The 16,387-nt window shown below is 73.0% G+C and carries 13 protein-coding genes; 5 read left to right on the forward strand and 8 right to left on the reverse strand.

Annotated elements, in window-relative coordinates; all coding sequences use genetic code 11:
• The first annotated feature begins 66 nt into the window (after nt 1-66).
• From pulA to ACNF49_RS33965, 3 genes are all read left to right on the forward strand, one after another.
• A complete protein-coding gene (pulA, locus tag ACNF49_RS33955; protein WP_482940113.1) occupies nt 67-2,637 on the forward strand; it encodes a pullulanase-type alpha-1,6-glucosidase in 2,571 nt (856 codons plus the stop codon).
• Nucleotides 2,638-2,793: 156 nt separating this feature from the next.
• Nucleotides 2,794-3,489: a hypothetical protein gene (locus ACNF49_RS33960; RefSeq protein ID WP_482940114.1), complete on the forward strand. Its 696-nt coding sequence runs from the start codon at nt 2,794-2,796 to the stop codon at nt 3,487-3,489.
• Between the two features lie 200 nt (nt 3,490-3,689).
• Nucleotides 3,690-4,412 carry a VIT1/CCC1 transporter family protein gene (locus ACNF49_RS33965; protein WP_358010508.1) on the forward strand — a complete coding sequence of 241 codons (723 nt, stop codon included), beginning with the start codon at nt 3,690-3,692 and terminating at the stop codon, nt 4,410-4,412.
• Nucleotides 4,413-4,454: 42 nt separating this feature from the next.
• Here ACNF49_RS33965 and ACNF49_RS33970 read toward each other — a convergent pair whose 3' ends face one another.
• From ACNF49_RS33970 to ACNF49_RS33995, 6 genes are all read right to left on the reverse strand, one after another.
• Nucleotides 4,455-5,093 (reverse strand): LysE family translocator, encoded by a 639-nt coding sequence (locus tag ACNF49_RS33970; protein WP_482940115.1) that lies wholly within the window; start codon nt 5,091-5,093, stop codon nt 4,455-4,457.
• Nucleotides 5,090-5,626: a cupin domain-containing protein gene (locus ACNF49_RS33975; RefSeq protein WP_357976700.1), complete on the reverse strand. Its 537-nt coding sequence runs from the start codon at nt 5,624-5,626 to the stop codon at nt 5,090-5,092. Before ACNF49_RS33975 ends, ACNF49_RS33970 begins: the two co-directional genes overlap by 4 nt.
• 19 nt (nt 5,627-5,645) lie before the next feature.
• Nucleotides 5,646-6,002, reverse strand: a complete 357-nt coding sequence (locus ACNF49_RS33980; RefSeq protein WP_357976703.1) for a spore germination protein GerW family protein — start codon at nt 6,000-6,002, stop codon at nt 5,646-5,648.
• Between the two features lie 27 nt (nt 6,003-6,029).
• Complete coding sequence (gene zwf / locus ACNF49_RS33985; protein ID WP_357976706.1) at nt 6,030-7,397, reverse strand: glucose-6-phosphate dehydrogenase; 1,368 nt, start codon at nt 7,395-7,397, stop codon at nt 6,030-6,032.
• A gap of 2 nt (nt 7,398-7,399) precedes the next feature.
• Nucleotides 7,400-9,031: a glucose-6-phosphate isomerase gene (pgi, locus tag ACNF49_RS33990; protein WP_482940116.1), complete on the reverse strand. Its 1,632-nt coding sequence runs from the start codon at nt 9,029-9,031 to the stop codon at nt 7,400-7,402.
• Between the two features lie 136 nt (nt 9,032-9,167).
• A complete protein-coding gene (locus ACNF49_RS33995) occupies nt 9,168-10,874 on the reverse strand; it encodes an IlvD/Edd family dehydratase (RefSeq protein WP_357976711.1) in 1,707 nt (568 codons plus the stop codon).
• A gap of 62 nt (nt 10,875-10,936) precedes the next feature.
• On the opposite strand from ACNF49_RS33995, the gene ACNF49_RS34000 reads away from it, so the two are divergent.
• The gene (locus ACNF49_RS34000; RefSeq protein ID WP_482940117.1) at nt 10,937-13,240 is read left to right on the forward strand and encodes a phosphoketolase family protein; all 2,304 of its coding nucleotides are present in this window, start codon (nt 10,937-10,939) and stop codon (nt 13,238-13,240) included.
• Complete coding sequence (locus tag ACNF49_RS34005; RefSeq protein ID WP_482940118.1) at nt 13,216-14,394, forward strand: acetate/propionate family kinase; 1,179 nt, start codon at nt 13,216-13,218, stop codon at nt 14,392-14,394. The genes ACNF49_RS34000 and ACNF49_RS34005 overlap by 25 nt, the downstream gene beginning before the upstream one ends.
• 24 nt (nt 14,395-14,418) lie before the next feature.
• Here ACNF49_RS34005 and ACNF49_RS34010 read toward each other — a convergent pair whose 3' ends face one another.
• Both ACNF49_RS34010 and ACNF49_RS34015 read right to left on the reverse strand, forming a co-directional pair.
• A complete protein-coding gene (locus tag ACNF49_RS34010) occupies nt 14,419-15,843 on the reverse strand; it encodes a PAS domain-containing sensor histidine kinase (RefSeq protein ID WP_482940119.1) in 1,425 nt (474 codons plus the stop codon).
• A gap of 40 nt (nt 15,844-15,883) precedes the next feature.
• Nucleotides 15,884-16,312 carry an ATP-binding protein gene (locus ACNF49_RS34015; RefSeq protein WP_357976722.1) on the reverse strand — a complete coding sequence of 143 codons (429 nt, stop codon included), beginning with the start codon at nt 16,310-16,312 and terminating at the stop codon, nt 15,884-15,886.
• Nucleotides 16,313-16,387 lie beyond the last annotated feature (75 nt).

Genomic DNA, 16,387 nt, shown 5'->3' on the forward strand with positions numbered 1-16,387 from the left:
GAGGCTGTGCGCCGCCCGGCGCGGCGGCCTCGCATGGGCCGCCGCCGGGCGGGCACCATGATCTACGTGACCGCGATCGGCGACGGCGAGGCGCGGGCCCACTGGATCGACAGGGAGACGGTCGTCTGGACGGTGGATCCGTCGCTGACGCACGCGCTGGCCTGCGCCCCGGCCGGCGGCATCGCCTGCCACGACGGCCGGCTGACCGGCCATGCCGTGACCGTCCCGCTCACGCCGGGCGCGCTGGACGACGTCCGGCGGCAGGCGTGGCCGCACCTGACCGGCGGCACCGCGCTCAAGCTGCGCCCCGAGGACGCCGGGCTGGTGAAGGAGGCGCTGCGCGGCCAGGTGGTGGCCGTGGCCCACGACGGTTCGGGCGCGGTGGCGGCGGCGACCGGCGTGCAGATCCCGGGCGTGCTCGACGACGTCTACGCCGGGGCCGTCCGCGCCGGGCTCGGGCCGTCGGGACGTCTGCTGCCCCGCCTGGCCCTCTGGGCGCCCACCGCGCGACGGGTGGAGCTGGCGCTCGGCGGCCGCCGGCACGCGATGCGGCTGGACGAGGAGACCGGCGTGTGGTCGATCCGCGGCCTGCCCACCTGGTACGGCAAGGACTACACCTACCGCGTCACCGTCTACTCCCCCGCCGCGGGCCGCGTCGTCACGAGCGAGGTCACCGACCCCTACAGCCTGGCCACCGCGCCCGACGGGGTGCGCAGCAGGCTGGTGAGCCTGGACGACCCCGCGCTCAAGCCGCCCGGCTGGGACCGCCTGGCCAAGCCCGCCCCGGTCCCGCTGGACCGCGCGGTCATCTACGAGCTGCACGTACGCGACTTCTCCGCCTCCGACGCCACCGTGCCCGAGGAGCTGCGCGGCACGTACGCGGCCTTCCGCCACGACGGCGACGGCATGCGCGAGCTGCGCGCGCTGGCCGCGGACGGGCTCACCCACGTGCACCTGCTGCCGGTGTTCGACCTGGCCACGGTCCCCGAGCGCCGGTCGGACCGGACCGAGCCCGACTGCGACCTCGCCGCCCTGCCGCCCGACTCCGAACGGCAGCAGGAGATCGTGGCGCTCACCGCGGACCGCGACTCCTTCAACTGGGGCTACGACCCGCTGCACTACACCGTCCCCGAGGGCTCGTACGCGACCGACCCGGACGAGCGGATCAGGGAGTTCCGCGCCATGGTCGCCGCGCTGAACGAGGCCGGGCTGCGCGTGGTCATGGACGTGGTCTACAACCACACCCACTCGGCGGACGTGCTGGACCCGATCGTGCCCGGCTACTACCACCGCCTGCTGGAGGACGGCTCCCTGGCCACCTCCACCTGCTGCGCCAACACCGCGCCCGAGCACGCCATGATGGGCCGGCTCGTGGTCGACTCGGTGCGCACCTGGGCCAGGCAGTACAAGGTGGACGGCTTCCGCTTCGACCTCATGGGCCACCACCCGAAGGCCAACATCCTGGCCGTGCGCGCCGCGCTCGACGCGCTCACCCCCGAGCGCGACGGCGTGGACGGCCGCTCGATCATCCTGTACGGCGAGGGCTGGAGCTTCGGCGAGGTGGCCGGCGACGCCAGGTTCGAGCAGGCCACGCAGGCCAACATGGCCGGCACCGGCATCGGCACGTTCGACGACCGGCTGCGGGACGCGGTGCGCGGCGGCGGCCCGTTCGACGCCGACCCGCGGGTGCAGGGCTTCGGCTCCGGCCTGGCCGGCGCGCCCAACGGCGCGCCCTCCAACGGCTCGGAGGAGCAGCAGCGCGAGCGCCTGCGCCACTGCACCGAGCTGGTCATGCTGGGCCTGGCCGGCGGCCTGCGCGACTACGTGCTGCCCTCGGGCCGCGCGGGCTCGGAAGTGGGCCACAACGGCGCCGCCGCCGGTTACGCCGCCCGGCCGGACGACGTCGTGACGTACGTGGACGCGCACGACAACGAGACGCTGTTCGACGCGCTGGCCTACAAGCTGCCCGCGGGCACGCCGATGGCCGACCGGGTGCGCATGCAGGTGTTGTCGCTGGCCACCGTGCTGCTGGGGCAGGGAGCGGCGTTCGTGCACGCGGGCAGCGAGCGGCTGCGCTCGAAGTCGCTCGACCGCAACTCCTACGACTCCGGCGACTGGTTCAACCGGCTGCTGTGGGACTGCTCGGCGGGCAACGGGTTCGGCGCGGGCCTGCCGCCGAGGGCGGACAACGAGGCCGCCTGGCCGTACGCCCGGCCGTTGCTGGCGGACCCGGCGCTGCGTCCGGGCTGCGCGGCGATCGGGGCGGCGCGGGCGGCGTTCGGGGAGCTGCTGCGGATCAGGGCCTCGACCCCGGCGTTCGCGCTGGGCACGGCCGAGGAGGTGCGGCGGCGGCTGTCGTTCCCGGCCGGCGGCGAGGGCGTGATCGTGATGCGGGTGGACACCGCGGGGCTGGACCCGCGCTGGGACGCGGTGGTCGTGGTGCTCAACCCCACCCCGTCGCCCTGTACGCGGGCGCCTGGGGTGCCGCCGGGCCGCCGGGTGGCGCTGCACCCGGTGCAGGCGGCGTCGGCGGACGAGGTGGTCAGGCGGTCGTCCTACGACCCGGCGGCCGGCACGCTGACGGTTCCGGCCCGCACGGCCGCTGTTTTCGTCATAAATGCCGAAAATTCCTCATAAATTAAATTCTTTGGTGCCATAACCATGAATAGCGGTTGAGGAATGATCGCATCGCCTGAGGGAACCATTCCTGTGGAAGATGCCCGATCACTGGCTTTGACGCGCCCGACAGCGCAAACTGGCTGGACGGCGATCGCGTGGAGCATGGAGCACCCCGTGGACAATCACCTTGATCACATGCCGGTCCTGTCCCGCGGCAGGCATCGCAACCCGAAACGCGGCGCCTGTTTCATGGAGCTGGCGTCCTACCTGGCCGGCGAGCGGTGGAGCGACCACCCGGCCTGCACCCATCCGCTGCTGGCCGCGCTCGCCCGCCTGGTCAACGACAACACCGGCGACGAGAGCCGCGCCCAGTTGGTCGGGCTCGTGCCGTCCATCATCGGGCTGGCCGGCGACGACCTGCGGATCGACGCGCACATCGCGCTGCGCTGCGCGACCACGGCCCTCCCGGTCGCCGCCGCCGAGCGCCAGCTCGCGCTCGCGGTGTCGGTGCTGGCGGCCGAGGAGATGCTGGCCAGGCTCGACGGCGCGCCGTCCGGCCGGCTCAGCGAGCTGAGCCGCAGCGCGATGGAGCAGGTGCCGCACGCGGCCGAGCAGGCCAGGCGCTTCAGCCGGGCCGCCAAGATCACCGAGAAGGGCTTCCGCCGGTACGCGGCGCCCAACGCGGTGCAGCTCGCCGTGGTCGGCATCGTCCAGGCGTGCATCAAGGACCCCGACGCGCTGCTGCGCAGGCTGCTGGAGGACGCGATCGCCGACTGCGACGCGCTCGTCAACGGCCCGGCGGCCGCCCGGTCCGGTTCCGCTCAGCCCGATCCGGCCGAGCCGGCTCCTGCCAGCCCGGCGCACGCCTGACCTCGTCCGCGTCCCTCCGGCTCCCGCGCGCCGCGGGTGCCGGGGGGACGTTCGTGTTCCCGTCCCCGGGCACGTGATCGCGCGTGCACGGCCGGTGACGCAGCGGGAAAACCGCAGATCAGGCAAGCCTCTCCTTCGTTGCGGATCATGCCGGAAGGGCCTAGATTCCCTGACGAACTGCCACTAAGGGGAGGATTGTCATGACCATTGAGCTTGCCCGGCCCTACTCTCCTGAGAAGCACCACAGCCACCGTGACGTCACCGGCGGCTGGTTGCGTCCGGCGGTGTTCGGGGCGATGGACGGGCTGGTCTCCAACGTGGCGCTCATCGCCGGCGTCGTGGGCGCCGCGGGCGCCGGGCGCGGCGCGGTGCTCGCCGGGTTCGCGGGCCTGGTCGCGGGGGCGTGCTCGATGGCGGCGGGCGAGTACACGTCGGTGCGGTCCCAGACCGAGCTGATGCGGGCCGAGATCGCCGTGGAGCGGCGCGAGCTGGCCCGCAACCCCGACGGCGAGCGGGCCGAGCTGGCCGCCCTGTACCGGTCGCGCGGCCTGGACGCCGACCTCGCCCGCCGGGTCGCCGAGGGGCTGTCGGCCGATCCGGAGCAGGCGTTGCGCGTGCACGTGCGCGAGGAACTGGGCGTCGACCCCGACGACCTGCCCTCGCCCTACCTGGCGGCGGGCTCGTCGTTCCTCGCCTTCGCCGCCGGGGCGCTGGTGCCGCTGGCGCCGTTCCTGTTCGGGGCGTCGGGGCTGTTCCTGGCGCTTGCGCTGAGCATGGTGGCGCTGTTCGGGTTCGGCGCGGCGGTGGCCGTGATGACCGCGCGGCCGTGGTGGCTGGGCGGCCTGCGCCAGCTCGGGCTGGGCGCGGGCGCCGCCGCCGTCACCTTCGGCCTCGGACACCTGCTCGGCGTCGCCGTCTCCTGACGCCGGCGCGCACCGCTCATCGCCGGGCCGTCGAGGAGCCGTTCAAGGGCGGCCGGTGACGGCCAGGCTGACGCCGAGGGCGATGAGCCCGGCGCCGGTCAGCCCGTGCACGGCTCTGCGCACGCCCGACCTGGCGACCACCCGGCGCAGCGTGCCCACCACGTTCGCCACCAGGAGGAACCAGACCATCGTCCCGGCCAGCGCGGCCGCCGCCAGCAGCAGCGTCTCGCCCAACGCGGCGTCCTCGTCCACGAACTGCGGCACCAGGACCATGAAGAACAGCGCGGCCTTGGGGTTGAGCGTGTTGGTCAGCAGCCCTTCGGCGAAGGCCGCCCACGGGCCGCGGTCAGGGCGGCCGGGCAGGCCGAGGTCGAGCGGGCCGCCCTTGCGCAGGGCCGCGCGCAGCGCCCTGGCCCCCAGGTACAGCAGGTAGGCGGCGCCGGCCACCTTGATCACGGTGAAGGCCGTGGCGGAGGCCGCCAGCAGCGCGGCCACGCCGGTGGCGGCGGCCACCACCCAGGCGGCCACGCCCACGGCGATCCCGGCCGCCGCCGCCATGCCGGGCCCGCGGCCGGACAGCGCCGCGCGGCGGACCACGATCGCGAAGGCGGGGCCGGGCGACATCGCCCCGACCATCACCAGAACGCCGAAGGTCACGTGATACGTCAGGGGGAGCGTCACGGCGTCCACCTTACGAGGACGCGGCCCTCGGGGATCAAGGTGGACAGCTCCCACGTCCAGCTCGGCACCGTGATCATCTCGGCCGGATGGTCGAGCGGGACGGGCGTGTCCACCAGGACGGAGTGAGGCGTGAGCGGCAACCCGCCGCCGGGGACGACGACGCTCCCCAGCGGGGTGCGCAGGCTGGGGCCGTCGGGCTCGTCCAGGTCGCTGGACACCCAGGTGGGCTCACCGGCGAAGAACGTGCACACCAGCGCCCCCGCCGGCGCCGCGCCGGAGTGGCGCAGGGCGCCGGCGGGCAGCCAGGCGTGCTCCCCCGGCAGGTACGCCACCCCCGACACCCGCAGCTCGCCCTCCAGCAGCACGAACTCCTCCCCCGCCAGGTAGTGGCCGCGGCCCGGACGGCTCCACCGGGGCGGGAAGCGGACCAGCGACGTGCCGCCGCCCAGCGGGGTGACCCGCACCGGCAGGTTGGAGCCGGGCAGCAGCGCCTCGTGACCGGGCAGCCCCGCGTCGAGCAGATCGATGAGCACGTCAGATGATGTGCCCCCGTTACTTCCCGCGACGCCACTTCTTGAAGATGGTCCGGATCGTCAGCACCAGGGCGAGGCCGACGATCTGGCCGCCCAGCACGATCCGGTTGACGTCGACGGCCGGACGCCACTGCACGTCGCCGTCCTTGATCACGAACACCCCGGCGGGGGTGGCGCTGTAGCCGAAGCCGCCACCGCCGCCGCTGCCGATCTCCTCGCCCTTCTCGTCCCGGCCCTGCCCCTGACCGGCCCCGCCGCCCTGGGCGACCCGGGCGACGGGGATGACCAGGACGTCGCCGTGGTGGATCGGCTCACCGAACACCCGCCTGACGGTGACGGCGTCCTTCGACTGCTCCAACAGCTCCTTGATGTCCATGGGCCCATCGTTCACCCGGATCGGCCGCTAGTCGAACGTGGTGGAGATCTCGTGCCAGCCGCCCGGCGGGATCTTCTCCGCCGGCTCCGGCCCCCAGGTGCCCTTCTCGTACGGCAGCGGCTGGTCAGGCAGGTCGAGCAGCCGGCCCACGATCCGCCACGACTCCTCCACCAGGTCGAACCGGGCGAACCGCCGCGGGTCGCCGCTGACGGCGTCGGTCAGGATGCGCTCGTAGGCGGCCTCCATCGGCCCGAGCACCTTGGTGAAGTCGACGCTCACCGGCACCGGGATCGTCCGCTGCCGGCCCGGCTCCTTGGCCAGCACGTCGAAGGTCACCCCGGCGTCGGGCTGCAGCCGGAACCTGATGAGGTTGGGCCCCGGCGGCACGTCGCCGCCGCGGAACATCGTCACCGGCGGTTTGCGCAGCTCGGCCACGATCTCCAGGTCGGTGGTGGGCAGCGCCTTGCCCGAACGGATGCACCAGGGCACGCCCGCCCATCGCCAACTGTCGATGTAGAGCCGCATGGCGACGAACGTCTCGGTGGTGGAGCCGGGCCGGACGCCGGGGGTGTCGAGGTAGCCGTCGTACTGGCCGCGCACGACGTGGGCCGGGTCGATCGCCTGGACGGCGCGCAGCACCCGCCACTTCTCGTCGAGCTGGGCGCGGGCGTCCATGGACGGCGGCGCGTCCATCGCCAGGATGGCCAGCAGTTGCAGCAGGTGGTTCTGGACCACGTCGCGGACCGTGCCGTTGGCGTCGTAGAAGCCGCCGCGGTCGGCGACGTCGAAGTCCTCGGCCATGGTGATCTGCACGCTGCGCACGTAGTTCCGGTTCCACAGGGGTTCGAGCAGCATGTTGGCGAACCGGAACACCATGAGGTCCTCGACCGGCTCCTTGCCCAGGAAGTGGTCGACCCGCCGCAGGTGGTCCTCGTCGAAGTACTTCAGCAGCTCGTCGTTGAGCCGCCGCGCGGAGTCGAGGTCGTGCCCGAACGGCTTCTCCACCACCAGCCTGGCCTCGTGGTTGAGCCCGGCGCCGGCCAGCCCCTCGGCGACGACGGAGAACAGCGCGGGCGGCACCGCCAGGTAGTGGACGAGGAACCCCTTGCCCTCGACCTCCTGCCGCAGCCTCGCGAACGTCTCGGGGTCGCGGTAGTCGCCCGCCACCAGCCGCAGGTTGCCGGCCAGCTTCTCGAACGCCGCGTCCTGGACGCCGCCGCACGCCTCGCGGGCGTGCTCGCGCAGCGCGTCGAGGTCCATGTCGGTCTTGGCGACGCCGATGATCGGCAGGTCGAGCCTGCCGTCGGCGGTCAGGTGGTAGAGCGCGGGGAGCAGCATCTTGCGCGCGAGGTCACCCGTGACGCCGAACAGGACCAGCGCGCCCGCCCGCCCCATCTCTAGGCCCGCCTTCCGCGCAGCTCGCGGTATCTGCGCACGAGTTGTTCGGTCGAGGAGTCGGGGAAGGTCTGCGGCGGCTCGTCGGAGGTGAGCGCGGGCGCCACGTCGAGCGCCATCTTCTTGCCCAGCTCGACGCCCCACTGGTCGAAGGAGTCGACGCCCCAGATCGTGCCCTCGACGAACACGATGTGCTCGTAGAGCGCGACGAGCTGGCCCAGCGTGGACGGCGTGAGCTTGGTCGCCAGGATCGTCGAGGTGGGCCGGTTGCCCGGCATCACCTTGTGCGGCACGATCTCCGGCGGCGTGCCCTCGCCCGCGATCTCCTCGGCGGTCTTGCCGAAGGCCAGCGCGCTGGTCTGGGCGAGCAGGTTGGCGGTGAGCTGGTCGTGCATGCCCTCGCGGTCCTCGAACGGCTCGGCGAAGCCGATGAAGTCGGCCGGGACGAGCCGGGTGCCCTGGTGCAGGAGCTGGTAGAAGGCGTGCTGGCCGTTGGTGCCGGGCTCGCCCCAGAAGATCTCGCCGGTCGGGACGGTCACCGGGCTGCCGTCGGCGCGCACCGACTTGCCGTTGGACTCCATGGTGAGCTGCTGGAGGTAGGCCGGGAAGCGGTGCAGCCGCTGGCTGTAGGGCAGCACGGCGCGGGTCTCGGCGCCGAAGAAGTCGGTGTACCAGATGCCGAGCAGGGCCATCAGGACCGGCATGTTGGCGTTGAAGGGCGCGGTGCGGAAGTGCTGGTCCATACTGTGGAAGCCGGACAACATCTCGCGGAACCGGTCCGGCCCGACGGCGACCATCAGCGACAGGCCGATCGCGCCGTCGAAGGAGTAGCGGCCGCCCACCCAGTCCCAGAAGCCGAACATGTTGTCGGTGTCGATGCCGAACTCGGCGACCTTCTCGGCGTTGGTGGAGACGGCCACGAAGTGCTTGGAGACCGCGTCCTCGCCCAGCGCGTCGACCAGCCAGGACCGGGCGACCCTGGCGTTGGTCAGCGTCTCCAGGGTGGTGAAGGTCTTGGAGGCGACCACGAACAGCGTGCCGGCCGGGTCGAGGTCGCGCAGGTTGCCCAGGATGTCGGCGGGGTCGATGTTGGAGACGAACCTGGCCTCGACGCCGGCGTCCACGTAGTCGCGCAGCGCCTCGTAGGCCATGGCCGGGCCGAGGTCGGAGCCGCCGATGCCGATGTTGACCACGGTCGTGATCGGCCGGCCGGTGGCGCCCTTCCACTCCTTGGACCTGACGCTGTCGGCGAAGGCGCTCATCTTGTCCAGCACCGCGTGCACGTCGGCCACGACGTCCTGGCCGTCCACGACCAGCTTGGCGTTCTCCCGCATGCGCAGCGCGACGTGCAGGACGGCGCGGTCCTCGCTCACGTTGATGTGCTCGCCGCCGAACATCGCGGCGATGCGCTCGCGCAGGCCCGCCCGCTCGGCCAGGGCCACCAGCAGGTCGATCGTCTCCTGGGTGGCGCGGTGCTTGGCGTAGTCGAGGTAGAGGTCCCCGGCGCTCACCGTCATCCGCCCGGCCCTGCCCGGGTCCTCCGCGAACAGCTCACGAAGCTGCTTTCCCGCCAGCTCCTCGTGATGCTTGCCCAGAGCCGCCCACTCCTGGCTCTGGCTGATGTCGCCGTTCACCGCTTCCTCCTCATACGTCGTCAAACCTGATCACATCGTCCCGTACTCGCGGGAGATCCGCTGAGCCGGGCTCCCGTCAGGGAACCCCGTACCCCACGGGGAAGATTCCGCGCATGGCGCCGGGCACACTTTGCGTTCAGTGGGACTCCCGGCCGGGCGCGTCGCCGGAGGAGCCCGTCAGGAAGTCGAGGTCGGCGCCGAGGTGCGCCTGGGTGACGTGGTCGACGTACAGGCGCTCCCAGCCGCGGGCCGGGCGGGCGTGGCCGGTCATGACCGGCTCCCTGGCGGCCAGCTCGGCGTCGGGGACGTCGACGTCGAGCCTCCTGGCGGCCACGTCGAGCACGATCGGGTCGCCGGTGCGCACCCGCGACAGCGGGCCGCCGGCCGCCGCCTCGGGCGAGGCGTGCAGGACGACCGTGCCGTACGCGGTGCCGCTCATCCGGGCGTCGCTGACCCGCACCATGTCGCGCACGCCCCTGGCCAGCAGCTTGCGCGGCAGCGGCAGGTTGCCGACCTCCGGCATGCCCGGGTAGCCCTTGGGGCCGCAGCCGCGCAGCACCAGCACCGAGGTCTCGTCGACGTCGAGGCCGGGCGAGTCGAGCCGGGCGCGGGCGTCCTCGACGCCGTCGAAGACGATCGCCCGGCCGCGGTGGCGCAGCAGCTCCGGCGAGGCGGCCGCGGGCTTGATCACGGCGCCGTCGGGCGCGAGGTTGCCGCGCAGCACGGCGATGCCCGCGTCGGGCAGCAGCGGGTCGCCGCGCCGCCGGATCACGGTGTCGTCCCAGATCTCGGCGCCGGCCAGGTGCTCGACCAGCGGCCTGCCGGTGACGGTGATCGCCGCGGGGTCGAGCAGGTCCTCGACCTCCCGCAGCACGGCGGCCAGGCCGCCCGCCCTGAACAGGTCGTCCATCAGGTGGCGTCCGGCGGGCTGGAGGTCGGCCAGCAGCGGCACGCCCGAGCCGGCGCGGTCGAAGTCGTCGAGGCTCAGCTCGACGCCGAGCCGCCCGGCGACGGCCAGCAGGTGCACGACCGCGTTGGTCGAGCCGCCGATCGCGGCCAGCGTCACGATGGCGTTGAGGAAGGAGGCCCGGGTCATGACGTGGCTGGGGCGGCGGCCCGCGCGTACCAGCTCGACGGCCAGCCGGCCGCTGTCGTGGGCGCGTTCCAGCAGGCGGCTGTCGGGGGCGGGGGTGCCCGCCGTGCCGGGCAGCGTCATGCCGAGCGCCTCGGCCAGGCAGGCCATGGTGGAGGCGGTGCCCATCGTGTTGCAGTGGCCGCGGCTGCGGATCATGGACGACTCCGAGGCGAGGAACGCCTCGCGGGAGAGCGTGCCGGCCCGCACCTCCTCGCTGAGCCGCCACACGTCGGTGCCGCAGCCGAGCGGCACGCCGCGGAAGTGCCCGGTCAGCATGGGCCCGCCGGGCACGACGAGCGCCGGCAGGTCGACCGAGGCGGCGGCCATGAGCAGCGCGGGAACGGTCTTGTCGCAGCCGCCGAGCAGCACCACGCCGTCGATCGGGTTGGCCCGCAGCAGCTCCTCGGCGGCCATCGCGGCCAGGTTGCGCCAGAGCATGGCGGTCGGGCGCACGTTCGTCTCGCCCAGCGACAGGACGGGCAGGTCGAGCGGCACGCCTCCGGCCTCCCACACGCCGTTCATGACGCTGCGGGCGACCTCGTCGAGGTGGGAGTTGCACGGCGCGAGGTCGGAGGCGCTGTTGGCGATCGCGATGTGCGGCCGCTCGCCCTCGAACGCCTCGCGCGGCAGGCCGCGGCGCATCCAGGCCCGGTGGATGTAGGAGTTCCTGTCGTCACCGGAGTACCAGTGGGAACTGCGCAGCGCCATGTGACGGCACATTATCGGCAGCCCGGGGATTCAGCACCGCCTGCAGAGGAATGGGCAAGGGCATGGACCACATAGACGCGTACTGGCGGGCGGCCAACTACCTGTCCGTCGGGCAGATCTACCTGCTGGACAACCCGCTGCTGACCGAGCCGCTGCGCCCCGAGCACATCAAGCCGCGCCTGCTCGGCCACTGGGGCACCACCCCGGGGCTGAACTTCTGCTTCGCCCACCTCAACCGGGTGATCTCCGAGCGCGACCAGGACATGATCTACATCGCCGGTCCCGGGCACGGCGGGCCCGCCGCCGTCGCGCACGCCTGGCTGGAGGGCTCCTACACCGAGCGCTATCCGGACGTCTCCCAGGACGTCGAGGGCATGCGGCGGCTGTTCCGGCAGTTCTCCTTCCCCGGCGGCATCCCCAGCCACGTCGCGCCCGAGACCCCCGGCTCCATCCACGAGGGCGGCGAGCTGGGCTACTCCCTGGCCCACGCCTACGGCGCCGCGTTCGACAACCCCGGCCTGGTGGTGGCCTGCGTCATCGGCGACGGCGAGGCCGAGACCGGCCCGCTGGCCGCCAGCTGGCACTCCAACAAGTTCCTCGACCCCCGGCGCGACGGCGTCGTGCTCCCCATCCTGCACCTGAACGGCTACAAGATCGCCAACCCCACCGTGCTCGCCCGCATCCCCGAGCAGGACCTGTTCAAGCTCATGGAGGGGTACGGCTACCGCCCCCATCTGGTCGGCCCCTCGCACGAGGAGATGGCCGCCACCCTCGACACCGTCTTCGACGAGCTGGCCGAGTACAAGGACGGCCAGGACCGGCGGCTGCCGATGATCGTCCTGCGCACGCCGAAGGGCTGGACCGGCCCGCGCGAGGTGGACGGCAAGCCGGTCGAGGGCACCTGGCGGGCCCACCAGGTGCCGCTGGCCGCGGTCCGGGACAACCCGGCGCACCTGGCGATGCTGGAGGAGTGGATGCGCTCGTACCGGCCGCAGGAGCTGTTCGGCTCCGACGGCAGGCCGGTCGAGGAGGTGCTGGCGACGGTGCCGCGGGGGCCGCTGCGGATGAGCGCCAACCCGCACACCAACGGCGGCGAGCTGCTGCAGCCGCTGCGGCTGCCGGACTTCCGCCAGCACGCGGTCGAGGTCAAGTCCCCGGCCGCGCAGCTGACCGAGCCGACGCGTGTGCTCGGCGGGTTCCTGCGGGACGTGATCGCCGGCAACCCGCGCAACTTCCGGCTGATGGGCCCCGACGAGACCGCCTCCAACCGGCTGCAGGACGTGTTCGAGGTCACCGACCGGGCGTGGGAGGCCGAGCTGCTGCCCACGGACGAGAACCTGGGGCCGGGCGGCCGGGTGATGGAGGTGCTGAGCGAGCACCTGTGCCAGGGCTGGCTGGAGGGTTATCTGCTGACCGGCCGGCACGGCCTGTTCAACTGTTACGAGGCGTTCATCCACATCGTGGACGCCATGTTCAACCAGCACGCCAAGTGGCTGGAGTCGTCGCAGAAGATCCCGTGGCGGCGGCCGGTGGCGTCGCTGACGTACCTGCTGTCGTCGCACGTGTGGCGGCAGGACCACAACGGCTTCAGCCACCAGGACCCCGGCTTCCTGGACGTGGTCGTCAACAAGAAGGCGTCGGTGGTGCGGGTCTACCTGCCGCCGGACGCCAACACCCTGCTGTCGGTGGCCGACCACTGCCTGCGCTCGCGCGACTACGTCAACGTGATCGTGGCGGGCAAGCAGCCGGTGCTGGACCTGTTCACGATGGAGGAGGCGATCGCGCACAACACGCGCGGCCTGGGCATCCTGCCGTGGGCCTCCACCGACCAGGGCAGCGAGCCGGACGTGGTGCTGGCCTGCGCGGGCGACGTGCCGACCCAGGAGACGCTGGCCGCCGCGGCGCTGCTGCGCGAGCACCTGCCGGAGCTGAAGGTGCGGGTCGTCAACGTGGTGGACCTGATGCGGCTGCAGCCGCGGTCGGAGCATCCGCACGGCATGCCGGACGCCGAGTTCGACACGCTGTTCACCGTGGACCGGCCGATCATCTTCAACTTCCACGGCTACCCCTCGCTCATCCACCAGCTCGCCTACCGCCGCACCGGGCACGCCAACATGCACGTACGCGGTTACAAGGAGGAGGGCACCACGACCACGCCGTTCGACATGGCCATGCTCAACGACATCGACCGCTACCACCTGGTCATCGACGTCATCGACCGGGTGCCGGGGCTCGGTTCCAAGGCCGCGCACCTGCGCCAGCGGATGAGCGACGCGCGGCTGCGGGCGCGCGCGTACACCAGGGAGCACGGCGAGGACCCGGCGGAGATCAGGTCGTGGACATGGCCGGCCGAATACTCGTCCTGAACACCGGCTCCTCCTCCATCAAGTACGAGCTGGTGGACGTGCGCACCCGGGAGCGGCCGGCGCGCGGCCTGGTGGAACGCATCGGCGAGGAGCGCGGGCGGCTGACGCACCACGCGGACGGCGGACCGCCGTACGTGCGGGAGGAGCGTTTCCCCGGGCACGCCGAGGGGCTGGCGGCGATGCTGGAGGCGTTCGCGCGGGCCGGGCCCGAGCTGGCGCCGGTCGCGGTCGGGCACCGGGTCGTGCACGGCGGCACCCGCTTCACCGGCCCGGCGCTCGTCGACGACGAGGTGATCACCGCGATCGAGGAGCTGGCGCCGCTCGCGCCGCTGCACAACCCGGTGAACCTGGCGGGGATCCGGGTGGCGCGGGCGGCGTTCCCCGGGGTGCCGCAGGTGGCGGTGTTCGACACGGCGTTCCAGCTCACGCTGCCGCCGCAGGCGTACACGTACGCGGTGCCGCGGGCCTGGCGGGAGCTCGGCGTGCGGCGCTACGGCTTCCACGGCACCTCCTGCGCCTACGTCTCCCGCCGCGCCGCCGCCCTGCTCGGCCGCGACCTGGCCGGCCTCGACCTGGTCGTGCTGCACCTGGGCAACGGCGCCAGCGCGACGGCGATGTCCGGCGGGCGCAGCGTGGACACCTCCATGGGGCTGACCCCGCTGGAGGGGCTGGTGATGGGCACCCGTTCCGGCGACGTGGACCCCGCGATCGCCGGCTACCTGGCGCGGGTGCGCGGCATGGGCGGCGAGGAGGTGGAGCGCGCGCTCAGCCACGAGGGCGGCCTGCGCGCCCTGGCCGGGACGCTCGACATGCGCGAGGTGCGGGCACGCGGCGACGAGGAGGCCCGGCTGGCCCTGGAGGTCTACACCCGGCGCATCCGCAAGTACGTCGGCGCGTACTACGCCCTGCTCGGCCGCCTGGACGCGATCGTGTTCACCGGCGGCGTCGGCGAGCACGACGCGGCCACCCGCGCGGAGTCCCTGGCCGGGCTCGACCGGCTCGGCATCACCGTGGACCCCGCGCTGAACGCGGCCGGCCCGGCCGGGGAGCGGGCGGTCTCGCCGCCGGGCGCGGAGGTGGCGGTGCTGGTCGTCCCCACGGACGAGGAGTGGGAGATCGCCCGCCAGTCCCTGGAGGTGCTCCCCCGCCGCTGAGCGCCGCTCCGCCGGTCGCTCCGGTCAGGCGTGGGGGACGGCCGGGACCCAGAAGTCCACGGTGGTCCCGGCCCCCGGCCGGTCGGTCAGGCTCCACCAGCCGCCCGCGATCTCGGCCCGTTCGCGCATCTCGATCAGCCCGAAGTGGCGCAGCGGCCCCTCGGCGCCCGGAGGCAGCCCGGCGCCGTCGTCGGCGACGCGTACGTGCACGCCGCGGTCGAGCGAGACCAGCGAGAGCCTGATCGAGGTGGCGCGGGCGTGCTTGCGCACGTTGGTGATCGCCTCCTGGCAGATCCGGAAGATGGTGACGGCGGCCTCGGGCGGCGGGTCGGCGTCGAGGCGGTGGTCGATCTCGAACGACAACCCGGTGCCGGCCGTCACCTGCCGCAGGTAGCCGGCCAGGCCCTCGACCAGCCCCTCCTCGTCGAGGGCCGGCGGGCGCAGCTCGAAGGTCAGGTCGCGCAGGCGGGCGACGGCGGCCTCGACGGCCTCGCCGATGCCGCGCACCTCGGCGGCCCGCTCACCGCCGAGGCCGCTCTCCATCGCGCGCAGGCGCATGCCGACGGCGACCATGGACTGGATCGTGTCGTCGTGCACGTCGTAGGCGATGCGCCGGCGTTCGACCTCCTGGGCGCGGACCAGGTGGGCCAGCAGCATGCCGCGTTCGTCGAGGGCGCGGGACACGTTGCGGCGCTCGGTCAGGTCGCGGGTGACCTTGCCGAACCCGCGCAGCTCGCCGCGGTCGTCGTGGAGGGCGGTGATGACCACGCTGGCCCAGAACCTGGTGCCGTCCTTGCGGACGCGCCAGCCCTCCTCCTCCCACCGGCCGTCGGCGACGGCGACCTCCAGCTCCATGGCGGGTTTGCCGGCCGCGACGTCCTCGGGCGGGTAGAAGACCGAGAAATGGCGGCCGATGATCTCCTCGGCCCGGTAGCCCTTGATGCGCTCGGCGCCGGCGTTCCAGCTCACGATCCGGCCCTGGGCGTCGAGCATGAAGATGGCGTAGTCGACGACGTTCTGGACCAGCAGGCGGAAGCGCTCCTCGCTGTCGCGCATCGCCTGCTCGGCCAGGCGGCGCTCGGTCAGGTCGCCGGTGACCTTGCCGAACCCGCGTAGCAGGCCCCGCTCGTCGCGGAGGGCGGTGATGACCACGCGCGCCCAGAACCGGGCGCCGTCCTTGCGCACGCGCCAGCCCTCGTCGGCCACCCGGCCGGCCGCCGCCGCGCGGCCCAGCAGTTGTTCGGGACGGCCGGCCGCGACGGCCTCGGGCGGGTAGAACACCGAGAAATGGCGGCCGATGATCTCCTCGGCCCGGTAGCCCTTGATGCGCTCGGCACCGGCGTTCCAGCTGGTCACATGGCCTGCGGGGTCGAGGAGACAGATCGAGTAGTCGACGACGCTGCGGACGAGCAGCTGGATGTCCTCTGACTGCCTGTCTTGACCGGGCATACTGCAGCTTCGCACGGTCCGGCGGAAGACCGAAACCCGATCACGCCCTGGAGCGCTCCTGGGCGGGCGCGATGACGTGGGGCGCCAGCTCGCACCACACCACCTTGCCGCCTTCGTCGCCCCCCTCGGCGCGGGAGACGCCCCAGCCGGTGGACAGCAGCTCGATGACGCGCAGGCCCCAGCCGTTGTCCGGCCCCGGCTCGCGCGGCTCGGGCAGGCGGGATCCCGAGTCGCGCACCTCGATCCGCACGTGGACGGGGGTGCAGCGGATGCGTAAGGCGGGCGGGCCGTCGCCGTGGACGAGCGCGTTGGTCACCAGCTCGGAGACCACGAGCAGGACGTCCTCGCGGCGCCCGCGGTAGCCGCACGCGGCCAGCACCTCACGTGCTCTCTGACGGGCCGCGGTGATGCTGCCCATCTCTTCCGGCAGCTGGGTGTCCACCTGGTACGGCGCAGCGAAACTGCCCATCCTCCTACTGTCGGGCAGTACAGGACTGATCACGAGACGCAGTGGAACCACCTCTTCCGGTGCGGATGAGGGACG

The organism is Actinomadura sp. ATCC 39365, assembly GCF_054392275.1.

Excerpts from the sequence above, each read along its gene's own strand:
- ACNF49_RS33965 (WP_358010508.1), top strand. The coding sequence starts at position 3,690 with ATGACCATTGAGCTTGCCCGGCCCTACTCTCCTGAGAAGCACCACAGC.
- ACNF49_RS33980 (WP_357976703.1), bottom strand. The coding sequence starts at position 6,002 with ATGGACATCAAGGAGCTGTTGGAGCAGTCGAAGGACGCCGTCACCGTC.
- zwf (WP_357976706.1), bottom strand. The coding sequence starts at position 7,397 with ATGGGGCGGGCGGGCGCGCTGGTCCTGTTCGGCGTCACGGGTGACCTC.
- ACNF49_RS33995 (WP_357976711.1), bottom strand. The coding sequence starts at position 10,874 with ATGGCGCTGCGCAGTTCCCACTGGTACTCCGGTGACGACAGGAACTCC.
- ACNF49_RS34000 (WP_482940117.1), top strand. The coding sequence starts at position 10,937 with ATGGACCACATAGACGCGTACTGGCGGGCGGCCAACTACCTGTCCGTC.
- ACNF49_RS34005 (WP_482940118.1), top strand. The coding sequence starts at position 13,216 with ATGGCCGGCCGAATACTCGTCCTGAACACCGGCTCCTCCTCCATCAAG.
- ACNF49_RS34010 (WP_482940119.1), bottom strand. The coding sequence starts at position 15,843 with ATGCCCGGTCAAGACAGGCAGTCAGAGGACATCCAGCTGCTCGTCCGC.
- ACNF49_RS34015 (WP_357976722.1), bottom strand. The coding sequence starts at position 16,312 with ATGGGCAGTTTCGCTGCGCCGTACCAGGTGGACACCCAGCTGCCGGAA.